Here is an 18,483-nt window from a genome sequence, read left to right as displayed (position 1 = left end):
TGGAGGACGTACCTCCCAGGCCGAAGCGAACACCCATGGGTTCTTCCTGAAGGGTGATCTTCGGCACCCCCATTCCCATGAGCCGGTCGTCGGACAGCGAGACCTCGTGGCGCATGGACACGGCGAAGGCGGCCTCCTCGAGTACCCGGGAGCCGATATCGAGGGTGGCTGCCTCAAGCGCCGCGAAGGCGTGTCCGACCGCCTCGCCGACCCTCCTTTCCGCCTCCTCGGCCCGGGCAAGCCGGCTCATGAGCTCGAAGATCAGGATCTGCCGCTTCTGCTCAAGAAGGTCGTACCCCTCCTCGGCGAACTCCAGCTGACGCTCAAGTCCGAGAAGGTTCGATTTTGTCGGCGCCACGTTGAGCTTTGCCATGTCATCCTCACAGCGCTCGTGCCGTAAGACAGGCCTCGTCCTGTGTCCCCGTTCTCTGCTCCGAGCGGTAATGCTTCCTCAAAAGATCGTCGCTCACGCGGTGCAATTCCTCCCGCGGCAGCACGGACAGCGCATCCCAACCCATCTCCAGCGTCGTTTCTATGGACCTGTTCTCGTACTCTCCCTGGTTCAGGAACGTACCCTCGAAGGCCTCACCGAACTTCAGGTACTGCTTGTCGAGCGGGCTCAACTCCTCTTCGCCGATGACGTCCGCCAGGCCGCGGACCCTCTTCACGTAGGCGTAACAGGCAAAAAGCTGACTTGCCAGGATCGGGTGATCCTCGCGGGTGAAGCCCTTGCCCACGCCGTCCTTCATGAGGCGCGACAGGCTCGGCAGGCCCGCGATGGGGGGGTAGATGCCGCGCTGGAAGAGATCGCGGTCGAGGACGATCTGCCCTTCCGTGATGTAACCCGTGAGGTCCGGGACGGGGTGGCTGATATCGTCGGCGGGCATGGTCAATATCGCCATCTGCGTGATCGATCCCGGAGAGTTCTCGATGCGGCCCGCTCGCTCGTAGAGGCTCGCCAGGTCGGAATAGAGATATCCGGGGTAGCCCTTGCGGCCCGGTATCTCACCGCGTGCCGTCCCGACCTCGCGCAGGCTCTCGCAATAGTTCGTCATGTCCGTGAGGAGGATGAGGACGTGCTGGCCGCAGTCGAAGGCAAGGTGCTCGGCAAGGGTCAGGGCAACGCGCGGCGTCAGCAGCCGCTCCACGCTGGGAGCGTCCGCCAGGGAGAAGAACATCACGGCGCGGGAGAGCGCCCCCGATTCCCGGAAGTTGCGGATGAAGAACTCGGCGACGTCATGTTTGATGCCCATGGCGGCGAACACAATGGAGAACTCGACCTCCTCGTCGAGCAGGCGCGCCTGCCGGATGATCTGCGCCGAGACCCGGTCGTGGGGGAGCCCGTTACCGGAGAAGACGGGCAACTTCTGGCCGCGCACGAGGGCGTTCATCCCGTCGATGGCGGAGAGGCCCGTCTGGATGAACTCCCTGGGATAGCGTCTCGCGAAGGGGTTGATGGGCATGCCGTTGACGTCCCGGCGGTCCGCTGAAAGAGCCGGCGGTCCGCCGTCGGCGGGGCGTCCCAGACCGTCGAAGACGCGGCCGAGCATCTGTCGCGAGACAGGAAGGCGGAAACTCTCGCCGAGAAAACGCGCCCGGAGTGTCCGAGTGGCAAGCCCCGTCGTCCCCTCGAGGACCTGAACAACGGCATGGCGCTCGGAAACGTCGAGCACGCGCCCCATGCGGGGAATACCCGCCGGGTCGATGATCTCCACCGTCTCGTCATACCCCACGTCGCGGACCCGCTCGACGACGACGAGCGGCCCCTCGATGCGTGAGGCACCGACGTATTCGAGTCCCCTGTCCTCAATATCTGCAAAGAGATCATTCATGGCAGACCGCCCCCTTCATGTACTGTCGCTCCAGTTCATCCGCCTCTTCCCCGAGTCTTCTCGCGAGGTCCTCCATCCTGTGGAGTTCCTTGTTCGACAACGCCGCCTTCGCGCGGAGCACCTCGGAGACGCAATCCATGCCGGTGACCTTCGCCAGCGGGACGCCTTCCTGGACCAGGTCGCGCCCCCTGTGATAGAGCGTGAGGATGAGCCTCAGGAGGGCGACCTGTTTCTCCGGCGAGCAGTACATATCGTTCTCGTCGAAGGCGCTCTGGGCGAGGAAGCCGTCCTTGAAGATCTCGGCTATGAAGAGGATGAGCCGCTGGCTGTCGGGCAGCACGTCGGGCCCGACGAGCTTCACGATCTGCTGGAGGCGCTCCTCACGCTGCAGGAGCGTCAGCGCCTCGGTCCGGAGCTCCTCCCAGTCAGGGCAGCTTGCCTCCCACCAGACCTTGACGTCCTCGGCGTATTCAGAGTAGGAACGCAGCCAGTGGATGGATGGGTAATGGCGGGCGTTCGCAAGCTCCGTATCAAGCGCCCAGAAACAACGAATGAAACGGCGCGTGTGCTGCGTCACAGGTTCCGAGAAATCGCCGCCGGGAGGGCTGACGGCCCCGACGATGCTCACCGAGGCACGCTCGCCCGCGAGGGTCGTCACGGCTCCGCCACGCTCGTAGAACTGTGCAAGACGCGTGGGAAGGGACGCCGGAAAGCCCTCTTCGGCGGGCATCTCCTCGAGACGCGCGGCGAGTTCCCTCAAAGCCTCCGCCCAGCGGCTCGTCGAGTCCGCGAATACCGCCACCGAGAGACCCATGTCACGGTAGTACTCGGCAAGGGTGATCCCGGTATAGATGGAGACCTCCCGGGCCGCGACGGGCATGTTCGACGTGTTGGCGATAAGGATGGTCCGCTCCATGAGCGGCCGGCCGGACCGCGGGTCTTCCAGTTCCGGGAATTCCCGGAGAACCTCGGTCATCTCATTGCCGCGTTCCCCGCAGCCGATGAAGACGATGATCTCGGCGTCGGACCACTTGGCAAGCTGATGCTGCGTGATCGTCTTGCCCGTTCCGAAACCGCCCGGTATGGCCGCCGCTCCGCCCTTGCCGAGAGGAAAGAAGGTGTCGATGATCCTCTGGCCCGTGATCAGGGGATCGGCTATCCTCAGACGCTCCCGGATGGGGCGCGGCTGGCGCACGGGCCAGCGCTGGAGCATCGTTACCTCCTTCTCTCCCTCCGGTGTCCCGATGACCGCGACGGGATCAAGGAGCGTATAGTCCCCCTTCCCGACGATGGACAGGACCGCACCGGAGACGTCGGGGGGAACCATGATCTTGTGCGTGACGAGAGGGGTTTCCACGACCTGCCCTATCACCTGTCCGGGCTCGACGGTATCGCCCTTCGCGGCCAGGGGCTCAAAGGTCCATCGCCTGGTGTTGTCGAGGGCATCGACCTTTTCGCCGCGGCGGATCCACGCTCCGCTCTTTGCCTCAATTCCGGGCAGCGGCCGCTGGATACCATCATAGATATTCCCGACAAGACCGGGACCGAGCGAAACGGACAGGGGCGCGCCTGTGCAGAGCACCTTCGCTCCGGGTTTCAGCATTGTCGTGTCCTCGTAGACCTGGATCGTGGCCAGATCGCCGACAATACGGACCACTTCGCCGACGAGGCCCAGTTCCCCCACCTGGACAACCTCGTACATCTGAGCACCGCTCATCCCCGTGGCCGTAATGATGGGGCCGCTGATACGGGTCGCGTAGGGCCCTTCTGGGTGGGTCGCATTCATCACGTGGCACCTCCTTCGGGCTCTCCGGTGCCGGCAGGGAACACATCCGACGCGATGGCGCGCCGTATCTGCGGCCACAGGCGCTCGAGCCTCGCCCTGTACCGGTTGTCCCACACCTGGTTTTCCGCCGCGTCCGTTACGATGGGCCCGTCGTCGGACATGCGGGGATCCCAGAAGACGCTGATCTTCACCCCCGGACGGCCCGACCGGGATGCGATCTCCTCCTCCAGGGCCCCGCCGAGCACAGGCCGGCTCCCCTCGGCAAGACGTACCACGAATTCGTCACCGCTCATACCCCGGACAGCTTCGCTCGCGAGATTGATGACGCTTTCACGGAGGTCAAAGCCGTTGCGGGCGGCGAGGTGTTTCTGTGCCTCTTCGCGTATGGATCCGAGGAGCGTCTCGATGCGGGCGAGGTACAGCCGCCGCGTCTCTACAAAGACCGCGGCAAGCGTCAGGTCTCTGCGGCGCGCCCCCTCGGAGCGGGCCTCTTCAAGGCGCTTGAGACGGTCTTCGATGGCCGCCGAACCCTCCCTGCCCAGAAGGGCCTCGGCGTCTCGCCGCGCGCAGGAAAGGATGTCGTCGCACAGGCGCCGGGCGTCGTCGCCGATCTCCTGGCGGAGCACCGCTGAAGGATCATGTTCGGTCATGCTCATTTAAGGTCCCTCGCTTTTTCCCAGCCGGATGCCCACGGCCTCCTGAACGAAGTCCCTGAGGCTCCTCGTTCCGGCCGCTCGTCCCTCCGGCCCGGGAATTTCAACGATGAGCGGACAATCCCTCTCGAGCCTCAACTCCTCCACGCTGTCGCGAATGAGGTCCGCAACAGTCGAGGTGAGAATGATGATGGCACAATCAGGTTCCCCCATCGCCCTCTCGAGCACCCGGGAGGTCTCACCCGCCGTGGCGGCCGCCGCGCCGGCAACGCCTGCCAGCCGGAAACCTCTCACGGTGTCTTCGTCCGCGATGCAGAAGAACTTCATGACCCCTCCTAGATCTTCTGCAACAGCATCATTGCTATGGCGAAGCCGAGCACTGCAAGCCCCTCAGCGAGCGCGACAAAGAGGATGCTCCGGGTAAGGAGTTCGGGCTTCTCCACCGCTGCGCCGAGCGCGGCCGAACCGATCTTTCCCACCGCGTAACCCGCCCCGAGAATGCTCACGCCAACGGCGAAAGCGGCTGCCACCGCGAGGCCGATGGTCCTCCCCAGGGAGGCGGCGGAGGCACCTTCCTGTGCCGCCTGTTCAGCCAGGACCTCTATGGCCGGGATCAGCGTCACCGCGAGAGCGGCTCCAACAGACCTGAGTAACGATTTCACCATATGACACCTCCCCTCGCCGGCACGTGACCGGCTGTATGCATGATCCCGCAGGCGGGATCAGGACTCTTTGAGGCCGGTCTTTCCCGCCAGGCGAAAGGGTTCGAACGCCTGACCATCGCCGGAAAAGAACTTGCCGAAGAACTCATAGTACTCCAGGCGCAGCGCCTGTACCGATGCGATGATGCCCTCGAGGACTATGGCCACGAGATTCCCCAGTATCACGACGATAACACCCCCGATGGTGCCCGCGACGGGAAGGTGCTTGACCTGTTCGGCAAGCATGAAGGCGGCGACGAGAAGTGCCGCGTGGCTCATCGCGTAGGCCCCGAGACGCACGAAGCTTATTGTGTTGGCGAGATAGGAGAGGAACGCCTCAAAGGCCCCCACCAGGGACTCCGTGATGGCGAGGCCGAGCGTACCGTGCTCCCCGGAGGAACGATGGAGGAAATACTCGAGGGGTTCCTTCACTATCCAGCACAGCGCCGGCACCACCAGGAAAACCACGAACGCCGGCACCATGAGACCTCGCGACGAAATGGCGTCCCGGCCGACGATCATCGCGAGCACCCCCCAGTAGAAGACTATCCCCGCCACCCCGAACTTGTCGAGAAAGCCGCCGATCACGTCACCGCGCCGGAAACGGTTGACGGCATTGAGTATCAACCCCAAGCTGATCATGACGACACCGACGGCTATCGCGCCATACATGAGGCCCATCGGGTCGCCCTCGAGGGGATCATGCCAGATGGCGTATCTCTTGAAATGCTCGAGACCGAAGAAACTGCCGTAGATGAGCCCGAAAACGACGCTCGACAGCCCGCAGGCCGTCAGCAGCACGCCGATGTCGCGGGCCTTCTCGGTCTTTCCGTTAAGGAGCGCCGCCACCCCCATGGCGGCGAGCGTCGCGCCGTGACCCCAGTCTCCGAACATGATGCCGAACATGAGCACGTAGCTGACGGCAACGAAGATCGTGGGTTCCAGTTCACGGTAATTCGGTGTTCCGTATGAGGACATGAGCATGCCGAAGGGACGCAGCAGGCCCGAATGGGTGAGGAGCGTGGGGACTCTTTCCTCCGCGGCGTCATCGGGTGCGGCAATCTCGATGGCACAGCGGCCGCGGGTGATCTTCCTGAGGTGTTCACTGACCCCGGTGACCTGATGCGCCGGTACCCAACCTGTTATCACTGTGGTCGTGTCCGTCCGGGCCAGGTCCTGCTGTGCCCTTATGAGCCCGAGTTCGGCCCCGATCGCGGCCTGCAGCCCGTTGAGGTAAGGCGCGAACTCTTCCGCAAGGGATCTGAGCCGGATGTCGAGTCTCGCAAGCTCCGTTTCAAGGCGCTGGTGCTCTCTCTCCTTATCCGCGCACAACGTGTCGGCTGTATGGCCTTCCACTTCGGGAAGGGCCTCGGGCTTAAAGCCCGCGCCCTGCAGGGCCTTTTCCAGGGATTCCGCGTTCTGACGGGTCGTCATGGCCATCACCTGACGCCGTCCCTTCTGCGCTTCCAGCGGGACCAGGGCGACATTGTCACCGAGTGTGGCCCGAAGGCCTGGAAGGTTCTGCTCCGGCAGGCTTCCCGTCACGAAATGGAGGAAGGAAAAATGGTCAGGTCCTGCGAGAGGCAGATCGAGCCCGCGCCAGTCCGACACCTGATCGCACAGCGCCGTTAAGTCCCTTTGCCGCTGCCGGTAGGCCCTGCGAAGGTGGGATACTTCCCCGATGTGCTCCTCGATGGAGCCGAGTCTCTCATCGGCTTCGGAGAGGTTGACCTCTCCGGGAAGTTCCTCGCCTGTCGGCCCGGAGATCTCAAGGAGGCGCCGTATTTCCTCGATCCTCGCGCGCAGACGCTCGTATCGCGCTATATCGCCGGCGAGGTCGCGCACGCCGAGGGCGGGCGTCCCGGGTCCCGCAGGCAGACGGGTGAGCTGTATCACTCCCATGTGGCCGAGGGTCGTGAGCACCTCTCGTTCGTCCTTGTCGAGGACCACGGCGCTGAGCCGCGACATCGGGGCCGGGCTAAGCATGGGACGCCTCCCTTTCCACGCGCGGCACCATCCGCGTCCGTATGATGTCCTCACCGGCACCCGTGCGAATGCCCTCGGAGATGGTTATGAGATTGGCCACTTCCAGGCGGCGCAGCGCCACGTACCCGACAACGACGCCAAAACCCATGTGGCTGCGCCTGAACGCCGTGTTTGCAAGGCGGTGGTATCGTCTCCATGCCAGATCTTCTATGAAAGGTATCTGGATGGCCGAGGATGACTCGCTCAAGGCCCCTTCCACCGGCAGGGGATCGATGGCGCGCATGACGGCGCGTCCCACCGCGATCCAGGGATCGTGGTCGTCCAGCATGGCGGCGAGGACGGCGTGTGGTATCCGGGCCCCTGGGACGTGGAAGGACAGCAACTGGTCCGCCGCCAGGCCATAGTTGAACTTTCCGCGCAGGACGAGCATGAGGTGAAAGATGTCCACCTCCTGGCATATCACGCCTTCGACCTCCTGCCGGTCCCGGCTGGAAAGGAGCGTGAGACGCGTAGCAAGCTCCCGAAGATAGCCACTGTCCAGAGCCGCCTCCAGGAAGAAGGGGCGGACGTCCTCGCCATGGTCCCTGATCGCCTTTTCAAGACCCTTGCGCAACGGCCCGAAGGGAAGGAGCATCACGAAATCGCTGAGTGTCGGCGCTCTCACCAGTGATTCGACCACTGCCGGTGTCTGCCCCGGCAGGGGAACGAGACGCTGTGTCACCTCTTCCAGGGGGATCTTCGTGATGCACGCCCTGAGGAGCACTTTGATGTTCTCGGCTTCAAGGCGGGCGGGCATCCAGTCGATAAGATGCCTCTCGGCCCGGTCCAGGTGGCCGGGGAAGCCCGAGAATTCCCTGGCAAGCTCCTCTATCAATAGACGTTGAAAGTCCGCGGTCCCCTGAAACTCCCGCTCGGGAAAGATGGCCCGCGTGAACTCCGGGAGGCTCCTCAGGCGCGTGAGGGAATCGAGCCTGTCTCCCTCGGCCATCGAACTGCGCTTCCCGTGAAGACGGGCTACAAAGTAGTCGAGGTTGCCTGTCATTGGCCTCCTTAAGGCACCGTCACGGCCTGCATACGCACCGGACGATCCCTTCTACAACACGCTTTCTCCGAGCCTCGTCGATACCGACCTCTCTTTCGATCCTCGCCGTCGCCCTGGCCAGCCTTTCCTCCTTCTCCTTCTCGGCTTCGGCCACCGCTGCCGCGATGATACGGTCGGCCTCGGCGGCGGCCTCCTGGCGTGCCTTAACCGCGATGTCCTGCGCCTTCTTTCGGGCTTCCGCGGTGATGCGGTCAGCCTCGGTCCTTGCCTCTTCGACGGCCTGTTTCGCCTCTGTCTCGGCCGCCACGACTTTCTGGATCACATCGCGCATGGGGACCTCCGGCAAGACGGTTCAAAGCGCTTGAACAGCTTGAGCCGTTTAAAAGCCTGTTGACAAACTCCTCTTTCCGTCATCCCGGACCGGATCCGGGATCCAGAGGTTTTTCCATCCCCTTGTGTTTCCTGGATCCCGGCCTTCGCCGGAATGACGACAGAACGCAAATCTAACGTGAAAACCCACTTGATCAAGAGCCTGTTGAGCGTTGAGAAGACGGCGGAGGATGAGCTGACGGGTTTGCGGCTCCGTGGCAGGGTTTGCCGAAGTGCCGCGGGATGGGCATCCGGCAGGAAAAGACATGTTTCAGTACGGCTTATAGGCCTCCACATTTCTCATCACCCTTTCCTCGTTGACCGCGCAGTACCGGATGCAGGAGTGATAAGAGCGCCTCACCATCTAGCCAGGCCGAAGGTTCATATATATCAAGTATAGCGTCAACTTTTGTAAACACAAGTGAGCAAATTGGAAATGGATGCGGGCGAAACAGTCGGTCCGTCACGGGACCGGGTCGTCTCATATTATTCTTTGCCTTTCATTTCCCCGGAATCGTTAAGATGACCCTGCTATGAAACACGATCTACTGCAGGCAGTCAGTCAGAAGAGACCGGGCCGCCTGCGCACACGCAGTGTCATCGCGACCCCTTCCGCAGGATCACCCCTATCGCCATGCCGGTTGTGGTTCAAGGACTTCTTTGTCCTGGCTTGCCTCCGGACCCCGCATTCCGGGTCCTGAACCCCTCTTCGCCGGCAAAAAAAAGGCGGGGTGGCCACACCCCGCCTTTTCACTTTCAGTTGCGACCCTTACTTCTTGGTCTGAAGGTATTCGTCTATTGCCTTCGCTGCCTTTCTCCCGGCGCCCATGGCAAGGATGACCGTGGCGGCGCCTGTTACGATATCGCCGCCGGCAAAGACGCCCTTGCGGCTTGTCTGTCCCGTTTCCTCATCCGCCACGATGTTGCCGGACTTCCTGAGTTCCAGGTCCGGGGTGGTGGATGTGAGGATGGGGTTCGGACCCTGGCCGATGGCGACGATGACGACGTCCACATCGAGGATGAAATTGGAGCCCTTGATCTCGACGGGCCTTCTTCTGCCCGACGCGTCGGGTTCGCCGAGTTCCATCTTTACGCATTCGAGCCCCTTGACCCAGCCCTGGTCATCGCCGACGACCCTGATGGGGTTCGTGAGGAGCCGGAAATCGATGCCCTCTTCCTCCGCGTGGTGCGCTTCTTCCGCGCGGGCGGGCATTTCGTCGCGGCTGCGGCGATAGACGAGATACACGTCCGCGCCGAGGCGCTTCGAGACCCTGGCGGAGTCCATGGCCACGTTGCCGCCGCCGATGACCGCCACTTTCGCGCCGACCCTGATGGGTGTGTCGTATTCAGGGAAGAGGTATGCCTTCATGAGATTGGCCCTGGTCAGGAACTCGTTGGCGGAGTAGACGCCGTTCAGGTTCTCGCCGGGGATGTTGAGGAAATAGGGGAGGCCTGCGCCGGTGCCGATGAATGCGGCATCGTAACCCTGGGCGAAGAGCTCGTCGAGGGTGACCGTCTGGCCGACTATGGAGTCGACCCTCACCTTGGCGCCGAGCTTCTCCAGGTAGTCGACCTCGCGCTGCACGATCGCCTTGGGGAGACGGAACTCGGGGATGCCGTAAACGAGAACGCCGCCCGCCTTGTGAAGCGCTTCGTAGACGGTGCATTCGTGGCCTTTCTTGCTCAGCTCGCCCGCGACGGTGAGACCGGCGGGGCCGGCGCCGATGATGGCGACCTTCTTGCCCGTCTTCTTCGGCAGCGTGGGAACGCGCACATCGCCGAGACCGAGCTGATAGTCCGCGGCAAAGCGCTCGAGGCGGCCGATGGCAACGGGTTCCGACTTCTTGCCAAGGATGCACTTCGACTCACACTGTGATTCCTGGGGACAGACCCTGCCGCAGACGGCGGGGAGGCTGTTCGTTTCTTTGATGATATGGATGGCGCTCATGAAGTCGCCTTCCTTGATCTTCGCGATGAACTGGGGGATCTGGACGTTGACGGGGCAGCCTTCAACGCAGGGCGGCTTCTTGCAGCCGAGGCAGCGCTGGGCCTCCATCATGGCGTTCTCTTTCGTGTATCCCAGGGCAACTTCGGCAAAGTTCTGGATCCTCTGCTTCGGCGCCTGCTCCGGCATCTTCACGCGTTTGCGGGCCTTCTTGATGGCCTTTTCCTGTGCGTCGATCTTGCACTTGTGGTCCCAGAGAGCGCGCCGCTCTTCCCGGTTGTACATCTTCTGGCGGAGCACCAGTTCGGGGAAGTCCACGGCATGGCCGTCAAACTCGGGGCCGTCGACGCAGACGAACTTCGTCTCGCCGGCGATGGTGGCGCGGCAGCAGCCGCACATGCCGGTACCGTCGACCATGATCGTGTTGAGGCTTACGACGGTCTTGACGCCGAAGGGACGGGTCACGTCGGTGACGGCCTTCATCATGATGACGGGGCCGATGCCCACGACGAGGGCGATCTTGTCGGCGCCGCGCTCTTCGATGATCTTCTTCAGTACGTCGGTGACGAAGCCGTGGTGTCCATAAGAACCGTCATCGGTTGTGACGTGCACGGTGGTGCTCGCCTTCTTCATCTCTTCCTCGAGGATAAGCATGCTCTGCGTGCGGGCACCGATGATCGAGATGACCTCGTTGCCTGCCTCTTTGAGGGCCTTGGCGATGGGCAGAACGGGGGCCACGCCCACGCCGCCGCCCACGCAGACAACGGTGCCGAACTTCTCGATGTGGCTCGGTTTCCCGAGGGGGCCGACGACGTCGAGAAGGGCCATGCCCGCCTCGAACTTCGCGAGCTTCTGGGTGGATGTGCCGACTTCCTGGAAAATGATGGTGATGGTACCCTTCTTGGCGTCATAGTCCGCAACGGTGAGCGGTATACGCTCGCCCATGTCGTCGCCGCGGACGACGACGAACTGGCCGGCCTTCACTTTCCTGGCGATGTCCGGGACATACAGCTTGTACATGGTGATCGAAGGAGCAAGAATTTTCTTCTCCAGGATCTGGTTGGTTTTGGATGCTTTCTTGGTAGCCATAACGTCTCCTTTTTAAAAGTTTAATTCTATCAAAACAATTACTTGTCGTTCACCTGCTTGAGCGGCAGCCTGACGGTGAAGACCGTTCCTTTCCCGACCTTGCTTTCTACCTCGATGCGCCCGAAGTGGGATTCCACTATCCTTTTCACGATGGACAGCCCCAATCCGGTGCCGGTCGTATAGCGCGTGTTCGGTCCCTGCACCCTGTAGAACTCGTCAAAGATGCAGGAGAGACAATCCTCCTCGATGCCGATGCCCGTGTCGCTCACGCTAATGCTGAGATAATGGGGCTCCGGCATGGCCCTGACCGTGACCTTGCCGTTCTTGACATTGTACTTCATGGCGTTGGACACGAGGTTCGTGAAGAGCTGCTCCATTTCGGACCTGTCGGCCTCGATGAGCGGCAGCTTTTCGGGTATCTCGACAGAGAACGACACGTCCTTCGTCGAACCCTGAACCCTGAAGAGCTCCACGGTGCTCTGGATGATCTCCGTGATGTCCAGAAGCTCTTTCTTTCTTACCACCTTCGTCGATTCCAGCTTCGCGAATAGCAGGAGGTCGTTGACGAGGTCCATGAGCGACCTTGCCCTCAGCTTTGCCCGCTCCAGCATCTGCCGGTTGAACTGGGGGTCCGTACCCGCCACTCCCGTGAGATAGGCATTGAGATACCCTTCGATCGCCCCCAGCGGCGCCCGTATCTCGTGCGCCACCATCCTCACGAACTGGGACTTTATCTCCTCGACCTCCTTGAGGCGGGAGATATCGCGGAATGTGCAGACGACGCCGAGGTTCTCGCCTCTCTCGTCGCGCACTCCCGCAACGTTGACCATTAAGGTCTTCGGGGTCTCCCCTGCGAGGACCACCTCTTCGGAGATGATCGTGTACTGGGAAGAATCAGGGGAGAACGCCTTGTTGATAACGTCTATCAGGTCCTGCTGTTTCAGCGCCTTCTGGAAATCCATGCCCACCCCGGACTCGTCGACCCTGCCCCGCACGTTGAGCATCTTGAGCACCGCCGGGTTCCACAGGACAAGCTGGTGCTCCCGGTTGATGACGAGGATACCGTCGGCCATCGAGTTCACGATGGTGTGGAGCTTGGATTTCTCGCTTGCCACTTCGAGGAGCCGCTGGTCCCTCTCTTCGCGGAGCTTTTCCGTTTCTATGGTGAGCCGCCTCTTGTCGAGGCCCCTGCCTATGACCGCCATGAGCTGGTCGGGGTTGAAAGGCTTGGGTATGTAGTCGTAGGCGCCGTGTTTCATCGCGTCGACGGCCGTCTCCACCGTGGCAAAACCCGTGATGACAACAAGGATGATGCCCGGGTCGATCTGCCGCACGTGCTCCATGAGCTCAAGTCCGCCCATGACGGGCATCATGAGGTCGACGAGGATGAGGTCGTAGGGTTTGCCCTTGACCATCTCGAGCGCCATCTTGCCATTCTCGGCAACATCGACGCCGTACCCCTCTGACGCAAGGATCCTCCGGCATCCTTCACGGATGCCCTTCTCGTCGTCGACAACAAGGATGGTGACAGATTCGGCCATTAACGTTCCCGTGGAGATCTATCCCTGTTTCGTTCTGTCGATAAGGGCGTTGATCCTCTTGACCAGTTCTTCCGGCTCCACCGGCTTGGCCACGAAATCATCCGTCTTCATCCAGTAGCCGTCCTGCTCCTGGGTGAAATCGTACCCCGTCTCGCCGGCGACGGCGGAGATCATCAGGATGGGGATGGTCTTGTACCGCGGATCGGCCTTGATGGCCTTTGCGAAACTGAACCCCGTGTCGTGTTTCTCCAGCATCAGGTCGAGGAGGATGAGGTCCGGCGCTTCGAACTGCACCTTGTCCATGCCCTCGCGAGCGGAGAATGCCGTTTCGACTTCGAAGCCGTTGTTCACAAGGACAGCCTTGTTGAGATCAACGAAATCGACGTCGTCATCAATGATGAGAATTCTTTTTTGTGCCATGGTTCCTTCTCCCTGTATTTATATTTTGATTTGCCGCTAATCCTTTGGCCGGTGTAATGATCCCCGCCGCGTCCGCGTCGACGGGCAGCGTGATGATGAAGGTGCTTCCCTTTCCCAGCTCCGTCTCGACATCTATCTGCCCCGAATGGCGCTCCACGATGCCGTAGGAGATGGCGAGTCCGAGCCCCGTCCCCTTCTCCTTCGTGGTGAAGAAGGGGTTGAAGAGCTTGCCGATGTTCTCCGGCGGGATGCCCGGTCCCGTGTCACGTATCCTGATCGAGATCGTCCCCCCCTCGTGGACCGTCGTGATCGTGAGGGAGCCTTTTCCTTCCATCGCCTGGGCAGAGTTGAGCATGATGTTGAGGAAGACCTGCTTGAGCTGCGTCGCGTCGGCGAAGAGCATGGGAAGATCGTCGCTGAAGACCTTCTTGATCCTGATGTTCTGAAAGAGGACCTGATTGACGAGAAGACCGAGCGTTTCCTCGAGAAGATCGTTGATGTTCGTCTCTCCCGGTTTGAGCTTTGTCTCCCGCGCGAAGCTCAGGAGCCCCTGGACGATCTCCTTCGTCCTGTTCGCCTCGGTGATGATGAGATCGATGTCTTCCTTCCTCGGGTCACCGGGTTCCAGGGACCGTGCCAGTATGTGGGCATAGATGGTGATCGTGCCGAGGGGGTTGTTTATCTCGTGGGCGACACCCGCGGCAAGCTGCCCCAGGGCCGCAAGCTTTTCCGTTCTGATGAGCTGGAACTGAGCCTGCTCCAGTTCCTGGTGGGACCGCTGCAGCTCCCTGTGAGATTTTTCGAGCTGCTGGTAGACGCGCTTCGAGTCCTCCAGGAGGTATGGCAGACAATATTCGGCCTCAGATATGCCCTGCACGACGGCAACGGCCTTTTCCCGGCACGTGTTGTAGCCGCAGGCCCTGCAGTCGAGATTGTTGTGGGGAGGCATCTTGTTTATCTTCCTGAGGACTGCCCGTATCTGCTCTTCCGTGGGATCGGGGAGCTTCTGGACATTCGCTTTGTGCTCCCTCGTGACCTTCACGTCGGCGAAGTCCCTGAGGGTGCGCTGGATCATCGATGCCGTCTGGGGAACGAATTGTGACTTGGCGTACCCCGATACGATCTGCCGGCGTCCCACCACGGAAAGCTCGCGTTCCACAAAGGAACCGTCAACACAGCCGTCACAGAAGACGAGGTCGAAGAACTTGGCCTGGATGGATCGCTTTGCAAGCTGGTTCAGCGCGGCGATGACGCGCCTTCGCCCGTAAGCGACACTCACCTCGCCGACGAGGACGTCAAAGCTGTGTCCCAGGCTCCGGTTAAGCCCGCCTATTACCGGGACGATCCTGCCAAGAGCTGGTACGGGACCGTCGAAGGGAGCCTCGGCGACGTGTTTCGGATTGATGCCGGCCTCCGCGAACATGAACCTCACATCGCGGAAGGTGATGACGTGATCTATGGCGTCGGAATTCTCGTCATAGTCCATCTCTCCCATCCGCGCGAGACAGGGGGCAATATAGACCACACGCCATCCCTCGCCCTTGGTCTTCTTGATGGCCCTCCCCGCCGCTATCATTGGGGACACTATGGGCGCGAGATTGTCAATGAGCTGGGGAAGGTATTTTTCGATGTAGGAAACAATGACGGGACAGAAGGAGGATATGATCGGTTTCCCGGGATCCTTTTCGAGCAGCTGCCGGTAGGGGCGGCTTATGAGCTCCGCGCCGATCGCGCCTTCCCATACTTCCTTGAATCCGAGGGCCTTCAAGGCATAGCTGAACCCTCCGGGGGTCACCTCGTCAAGAATGGCCGGAAAGGCGGGGTCGAGACAGGCCACGACGTTCTCGTTCGCCTCTATGAGGTCCCTCACGGCACCCGCGTCGCTTCGATAGGTCATCGCCCCGTGTGAACAGCCGGTGATGCAGTTCCCACAGAGTATGCACCGCTCGTGGATGATCCGTATGGATTCCTTTTCCAGCTTGATGGCCTTCGCGGGGCAGAGCTGCACGCAGAGGAAACACCTGCGGCACTTGCGGTTGTTGACCTCTACCCTGGAACCTCCCCGGCAGTGTTCTGACTTGAGATCGCGTACTGTATTCATTTAAATACACAAGAAATTTAATAAATTACCACAAATATTACAGGAATTGGGAGGCTTTGTCAATGAATGGAAGAAGGACTGGCCCAGGGGCCTCAAAGACGGTTCAAGGGTTCAAAAGTTCAAGGGTTCAAGGGAAGAACCATAACGTGCCCGCTGAGTGATTGGGCTGTCAAAACGATCCGCACACCAACCCAAGGCTTGCGGTGCCTTTTTTGTCTTTTACCCTTGAGCTCTTGAACTTTTGAACCCTTGAACCGTCTTTATCCCGGGAAACAGAGGGCCTGTTTCGGGCAGGCTTTCGCGCAGAGGCCGCATTTCAGGCAATCTCCCCGAAAGGCCATGACTTCGCTCTCCTTCATCTCCTGCGGGGAGAGCTGCATGGGGCAGGTCTTTGCGCAGAGGCCGCAGCTGACGCAGGCGTCCTTGTCCATCCTCAGCGGGTAACGGTTCTTCCCTACCCAGCTCGAAAGGCTTCCAATGGGGCAGATGGAGCACCAGGCGCGCTGGTGGAGGAAAAGAGCCATGAAAACGCCGACGACGGTCGTGATGGTCAGGAGCACGACAAAGAACTTCCCTATCGCGTAAGGGTCCGGCCAGAGCCGTACGATCTGGAAGGTGAGCATCGCCATGAGGAATGCCAGAACGCCCAGCCTTATGGGCGTCCCTCTCAGCCAGCCGGGCATCTTCCGTCCCGGGCTGATGACCTTCATATAGGTGTCCGCGAAGGATCCCCGCGGGCACATCCAGTTGCACCACTTCCTGCCCCGGAAGGCTGCAAGCCCTACGCCGGCCACCATACACAGGGGAATGAAATACCCGATCAGCGAATAGAACCACCCGCCAATAAGGAGCACAACGAAAAGGGTCCCCAGAAGCACCTGTTTCCAGCGCCGGGAACGTTTGGCCTTCTCAAGCACCGGCTTGAGGCCCTTTTTCTCCTTCTCCGAACTCTTGACTTCCCTCTCACCCATGGTTTCCTCTTAATTCTTTATACGTCCTATAGGTCCCATATGTCCTATTGGTCCTATCAACTCCCATAGGTCCTATCCCTCTTTGGCACTTCCCATTCCTTCAAGCATGCTCCTCGAGATACGCTCCTTACTCCGCAGGGTTTCAAGGAGCACGTCGCGCATTATCGAACAGGCCTCCGTTATCCGGGGACTGGCGAGCCTGTAGTACACCGCAGCACCTTCTCTCCTCGACATGACCAGCCCTTTTTGCTTCAAGACGGAAAGATGCTGGGACAGGTTCGCCTTGTTTATCCCCATCCTTTCCAGCATCTGCGCTACCGATCTCTCTCCTTCCTTCAGCAAACCCAATATCTGAAGCCGCCGGGGATTCGCCAGCGCCAGGCACACCTCCGCCTGCAGCTCAAACACCTCCATTTCCTCCTCAAACCCCATGACGATCTCCTTCGGCTTTTTTATTGCGCAGTTTCATAATATCGCAACTCTAATACAACCTGTGCCTGCTGTCAAGACCCGGCCGGGTCGGGGATTGGGAGGGCAGGGCAGACCCGGGGTGAAGTGATGGGGGCTCTAGGACCGGATAGGACGGGATAGGACCTATAGGAAATAGGGAGGTTCCCGTTTCTCCTACCTCGACAGGCAGCGGATGATCTCGCCCACGTACATCCGGTGGTAGTCCTTCTTCGGGTAGAAGCCGTCTATGTCCGGGACCAGGAAGTTCTGCGGCTCTATGTCCTGGTGGTAGATCTTCCGGCACTCGATGACGAGCCGCGCCTCGGCGAAGTGGATCGTGTCCTCACCGAAAACGGGGGTGAGACCGGCCTCGGCGGCCTTGTTCACGTCCCTGCCCGATGTCGTTCCGCAGTAGGTCAGCGCATCGCGGTACTCTTCGTCGAAGAAGCAGAGGCTGAACGACCATGAGCGTTCCATGAACTCATAGGTATACCGGGTGGGGCGCACGAGGCAGATGGCGACCCGTCTGTCCCAGACGACGCCAAGTCCTCCCCAGGCACCGGTCATGGTGTTGAAGGACTCCTTCGTCCCTGCCGTGATGAGCATCCAATCCGCTCCGATAAGCCTGAACGGGTTGCGCCCGATATCCTCCGGCCTCATCTCCGCAAACACACTCTCCATGGAAACCTCCGAAAGATGTTTTGAGTTTTAGGTGTTACGTTTTAAGTTCAATACTATTACGCGGTGGTCATGATTGCAAGGCCACGGCTGTCTTCCTCTGCCATCCCGGCTCCTTTTACTTAAAACCTAAAACTTGAAACCTAAAACATTATTTTCGCCGTTTAAGCTTCCCGCCGGTCAGCCGATTACTAGTGTGCAGGGATGCAGTCGCGGGGGCCCCTGCAGGGTGGAGGTAAAGGTGGCAATGAGGAATGATAGTCCGCGAGGAATCATACGGGAAGCGGGTTGTGCTGTTTCCCGGCGATTATTTTGTGACAGACAAGGATCTCAGGATATCCACTCTTCTCGGCTCCTGCGTTTCAGCGTGCCTCTATGACCCGGTCAACCGGGTCGTGGGGATGAACCATTTCCTGCTCAGCACGAAGCGCTTCAGTGACGATGTGCCCCTCGTTCTCTCCGAAGCGGGCCGCTACGGTGTGCACGCCATGGAGCTTATCATAAACGGCATGTTGAAGCTTGGCGCCCAGCGCAAGTATCTCAAGGCAAAGGTCTGCGGCGGCAGCTCGCTGCTCAAGACACAGAAGGACGAGGACAGTTTCCGGTGTGTCGGCAGGGTAAATTCCGCCTTTATCCAGGAATTTCTCCGCAATGACGGCATCAACATCGTCTCCTCGGACCTTGGCGGCGACCTCGGCAGGGTGGTCCATTTCGACACTCATAACTATGCTCTCTATATCAGGAAGATCAGGAAGGTCTCCCTTCACGGCCTCGGTACGCGGGACAAGGAATACTGGAAACGGGAACTCAAGCGCCACCTCGAAGAGGGAACGAACCCGGATCTGTGGTAAAGACAAAGACGGTCGCAGGTCGCAGGTCGCAGGTCGCAGGTCGCAGGTCGCAGGTCGCAGGTCGCAGG

The 18,483-nt window shown here is 60.6% G+C and carries 17 protein-coding genes; 1 reads left to right on the top strand and 16 read right to left on the bottom strand.

Features of this window, described 5'->3' with window-relative positions; genetic code table 11:
* From GXX82_14350 to GXX82_14275, 16 genes are all read right to left on the bottom strand, one after another.
* A partial coding sequence (locus tag GXX82_14350; protein NLT24217.1) for a hypothetical protein occupies positions 1-373 on the bottom strand: 373 nt, incomplete at its 3' end.
* 7 nt (positions 374-380) lie between these two features.
* Complete coding sequence (locus GXX82_14345; protein ID NLT24216.1) at positions 381-1,832, bottom strand: V-type ATP synthase subunit B; 1,452 nt, start codon at positions 1,830-1,832, stop codon at positions 381-383.
* A complete protein-coding gene (locus tag GXX82_14340) occupies positions 1,825-3,618 on the bottom strand; it encodes a V-type ATP synthase subunit A (GenBank protein NLT24215.1) in 1,794 nt (597 codons plus the stop codon). Before GXX82_14340 ends, GXX82_14345 begins: the two co-directional genes overlap by 8 nt.
* Positions 3,618-4,274 (bottom strand): hypothetical protein, encoded by a 657-nt coding sequence (locus GXX82_14335; protein ID NLT24214.1) that lies wholly within the window; start codon positions 4,272-4,274, stop codon positions 3,618-3,620. The genes GXX82_14340 and GXX82_14335 overlap by 1 nt, the downstream gene beginning before the upstream one ends.
* Entirely contained in the window at positions 4,275-4,598 is a 324-nt protein-coding gene (locus GXX82_14330; protein ID NLT24213.1) for a hypothetical protein, read from the bottom strand.
* Positions 4,599-4,606: 8 nt separating this feature from the next.
* Complete coding sequence (locus tag GXX82_14325; protein NLT24212.1) at positions 4,607-4,936, bottom strand: ATPase; 330 nt, start codon at positions 4,934-4,936, stop codon at positions 4,607-4,609.
* A gap of 57 nt (positions 4,937-4,993) precedes the next feature.
* Entirely contained in the window at positions 4,994-6,958 is a 1,965-nt protein-coding gene (locus GXX82_14320) for a hypothetical protein (GenBank protein NLT24211.1), read from the bottom strand.
* Positions 6,951-8,000 carry a V-type ATPase subunit gene (locus GXX82_14315; protein ID NLT24210.1) on the bottom strand — a complete coding sequence of 350 codons (1,050 nt, stop codon included), beginning with the start codon at positions 7,998-8,000 and terminating at the stop codon, positions 6,951-6,953. The genes GXX82_14320 and GXX82_14315 overlap by 8 nt, the downstream gene beginning before the upstream one ends.
* Positions 8,001-8,019: 19 nt before the next feature.
* Complete coding sequence (locus tag GXX82_14310; GenBank protein ID NLT24209.1) at positions 8,020-8,331, bottom strand: hypothetical protein; 312 nt, start codon at positions 8,329-8,331, stop codon at positions 8,020-8,022.
* A gap of 807 nt (positions 8,332-9,138) precedes the next feature.
* Complete coding sequence (locus tag GXX82_14305; protein NLT24208.1) at positions 9,139-11,403, bottom strand: bifunctional dihydroorotate dehydrogenase B NAD binding subunit/NADPH-dependent glutamate synthase; 2,265 nt, start codon at positions 11,401-11,403, stop codon at positions 9,139-9,141.
* 38 nt (positions 11,404-11,441) lie between these two features.
* Positions 11,442-12,944 carry a response regulator gene (locus tag GXX82_14300; GenBank protein NLT24207.1) on the bottom strand — a complete coding sequence of 501 codons (1,503 nt, stop codon included), beginning with the start codon at positions 12,942-12,944 and terminating at the stop codon, positions 11,442-11,444.
* Positions 12,945-12,962: 18 nt separating this feature from the next.
* Complete coding sequence (locus tag GXX82_14295; protein ID NLT24206.1) at positions 12,963-13,364, bottom strand: response regulator; 402 nt, start codon at positions 13,362-13,364, stop codon at positions 12,963-12,965.
* A complete protein-coding gene (locus GXX82_14290) occupies positions 13,336-15,465 on the bottom strand; it encodes a 4Fe-4S dicluster domain-containing protein (GenBank protein ID NLT24205.1) in 2,130 nt (709 codons plus the stop codon). The genes GXX82_14295 and GXX82_14290 overlap by 29 nt, the downstream gene beginning before the upstream one ends.
* Positions 15,466-15,725: 260 nt before the next feature.
* A complete protein-coding gene (locus GXX82_14285; GenBank protein NLT24204.1) occupies positions 15,726-16,436 on the bottom strand; it encodes a 4Fe-4S binding protein in 711 nt (236 codons plus the stop codon).
* Positions 16,437-16,508: 72 nt separating this feature from the next.
* Positions 16,509-16,868: a winged helix-turn-helix transcriptional regulator gene (locus GXX82_14280; protein ID NLT24203.1), complete on the bottom strand. Its 360-nt coding sequence runs from the start codon at positions 16,866-16,868 to the stop codon at positions 16,509-16,511.
* 192 nt (positions 16,869-17,060) lie between these two features.
* Positions 17,061-17,567: a flavin reductase family protein gene (locus tag GXX82_14275; protein NLT24202.1), complete on the bottom strand. Its 507-nt coding sequence runs from the start codon at positions 17,565-17,567 to the stop codon at positions 17,061-17,063.
* Positions 17,568-17,818: 251 nt separating this feature from the next.
* Here GXX82_14275 and GXX82_14270 point away from each other — a divergent pair, with 251 nt between their 5' ends.
* The gene (locus GXX82_14270) at positions 17,819-18,415 is read left to right on the top strand and encodes a chemotaxis protein CheD (GenBank protein ID NLT24201.1); all 597 of its coding nucleotides are present in this window, start codon (positions 17,819-17,821) and stop codon (positions 18,413-18,415) included.
* Positions 18,416-18,483 lie beyond the last annotated feature (68 nt).

This window comes from Syntrophorhabdus sp. (genome assembly GCA_012719415.1).
Taxonomy (GTDB): Bacteria; Desulfobacterota; Syntrophorhabdia; order Syntrophorhabdales; family Syntrophorhabdaceae; genus Delta-02.
Note: the sequence above shows the minus strand (reverse complement) of the source record. Positions and strands in the feature narration are given on the sequence as shown.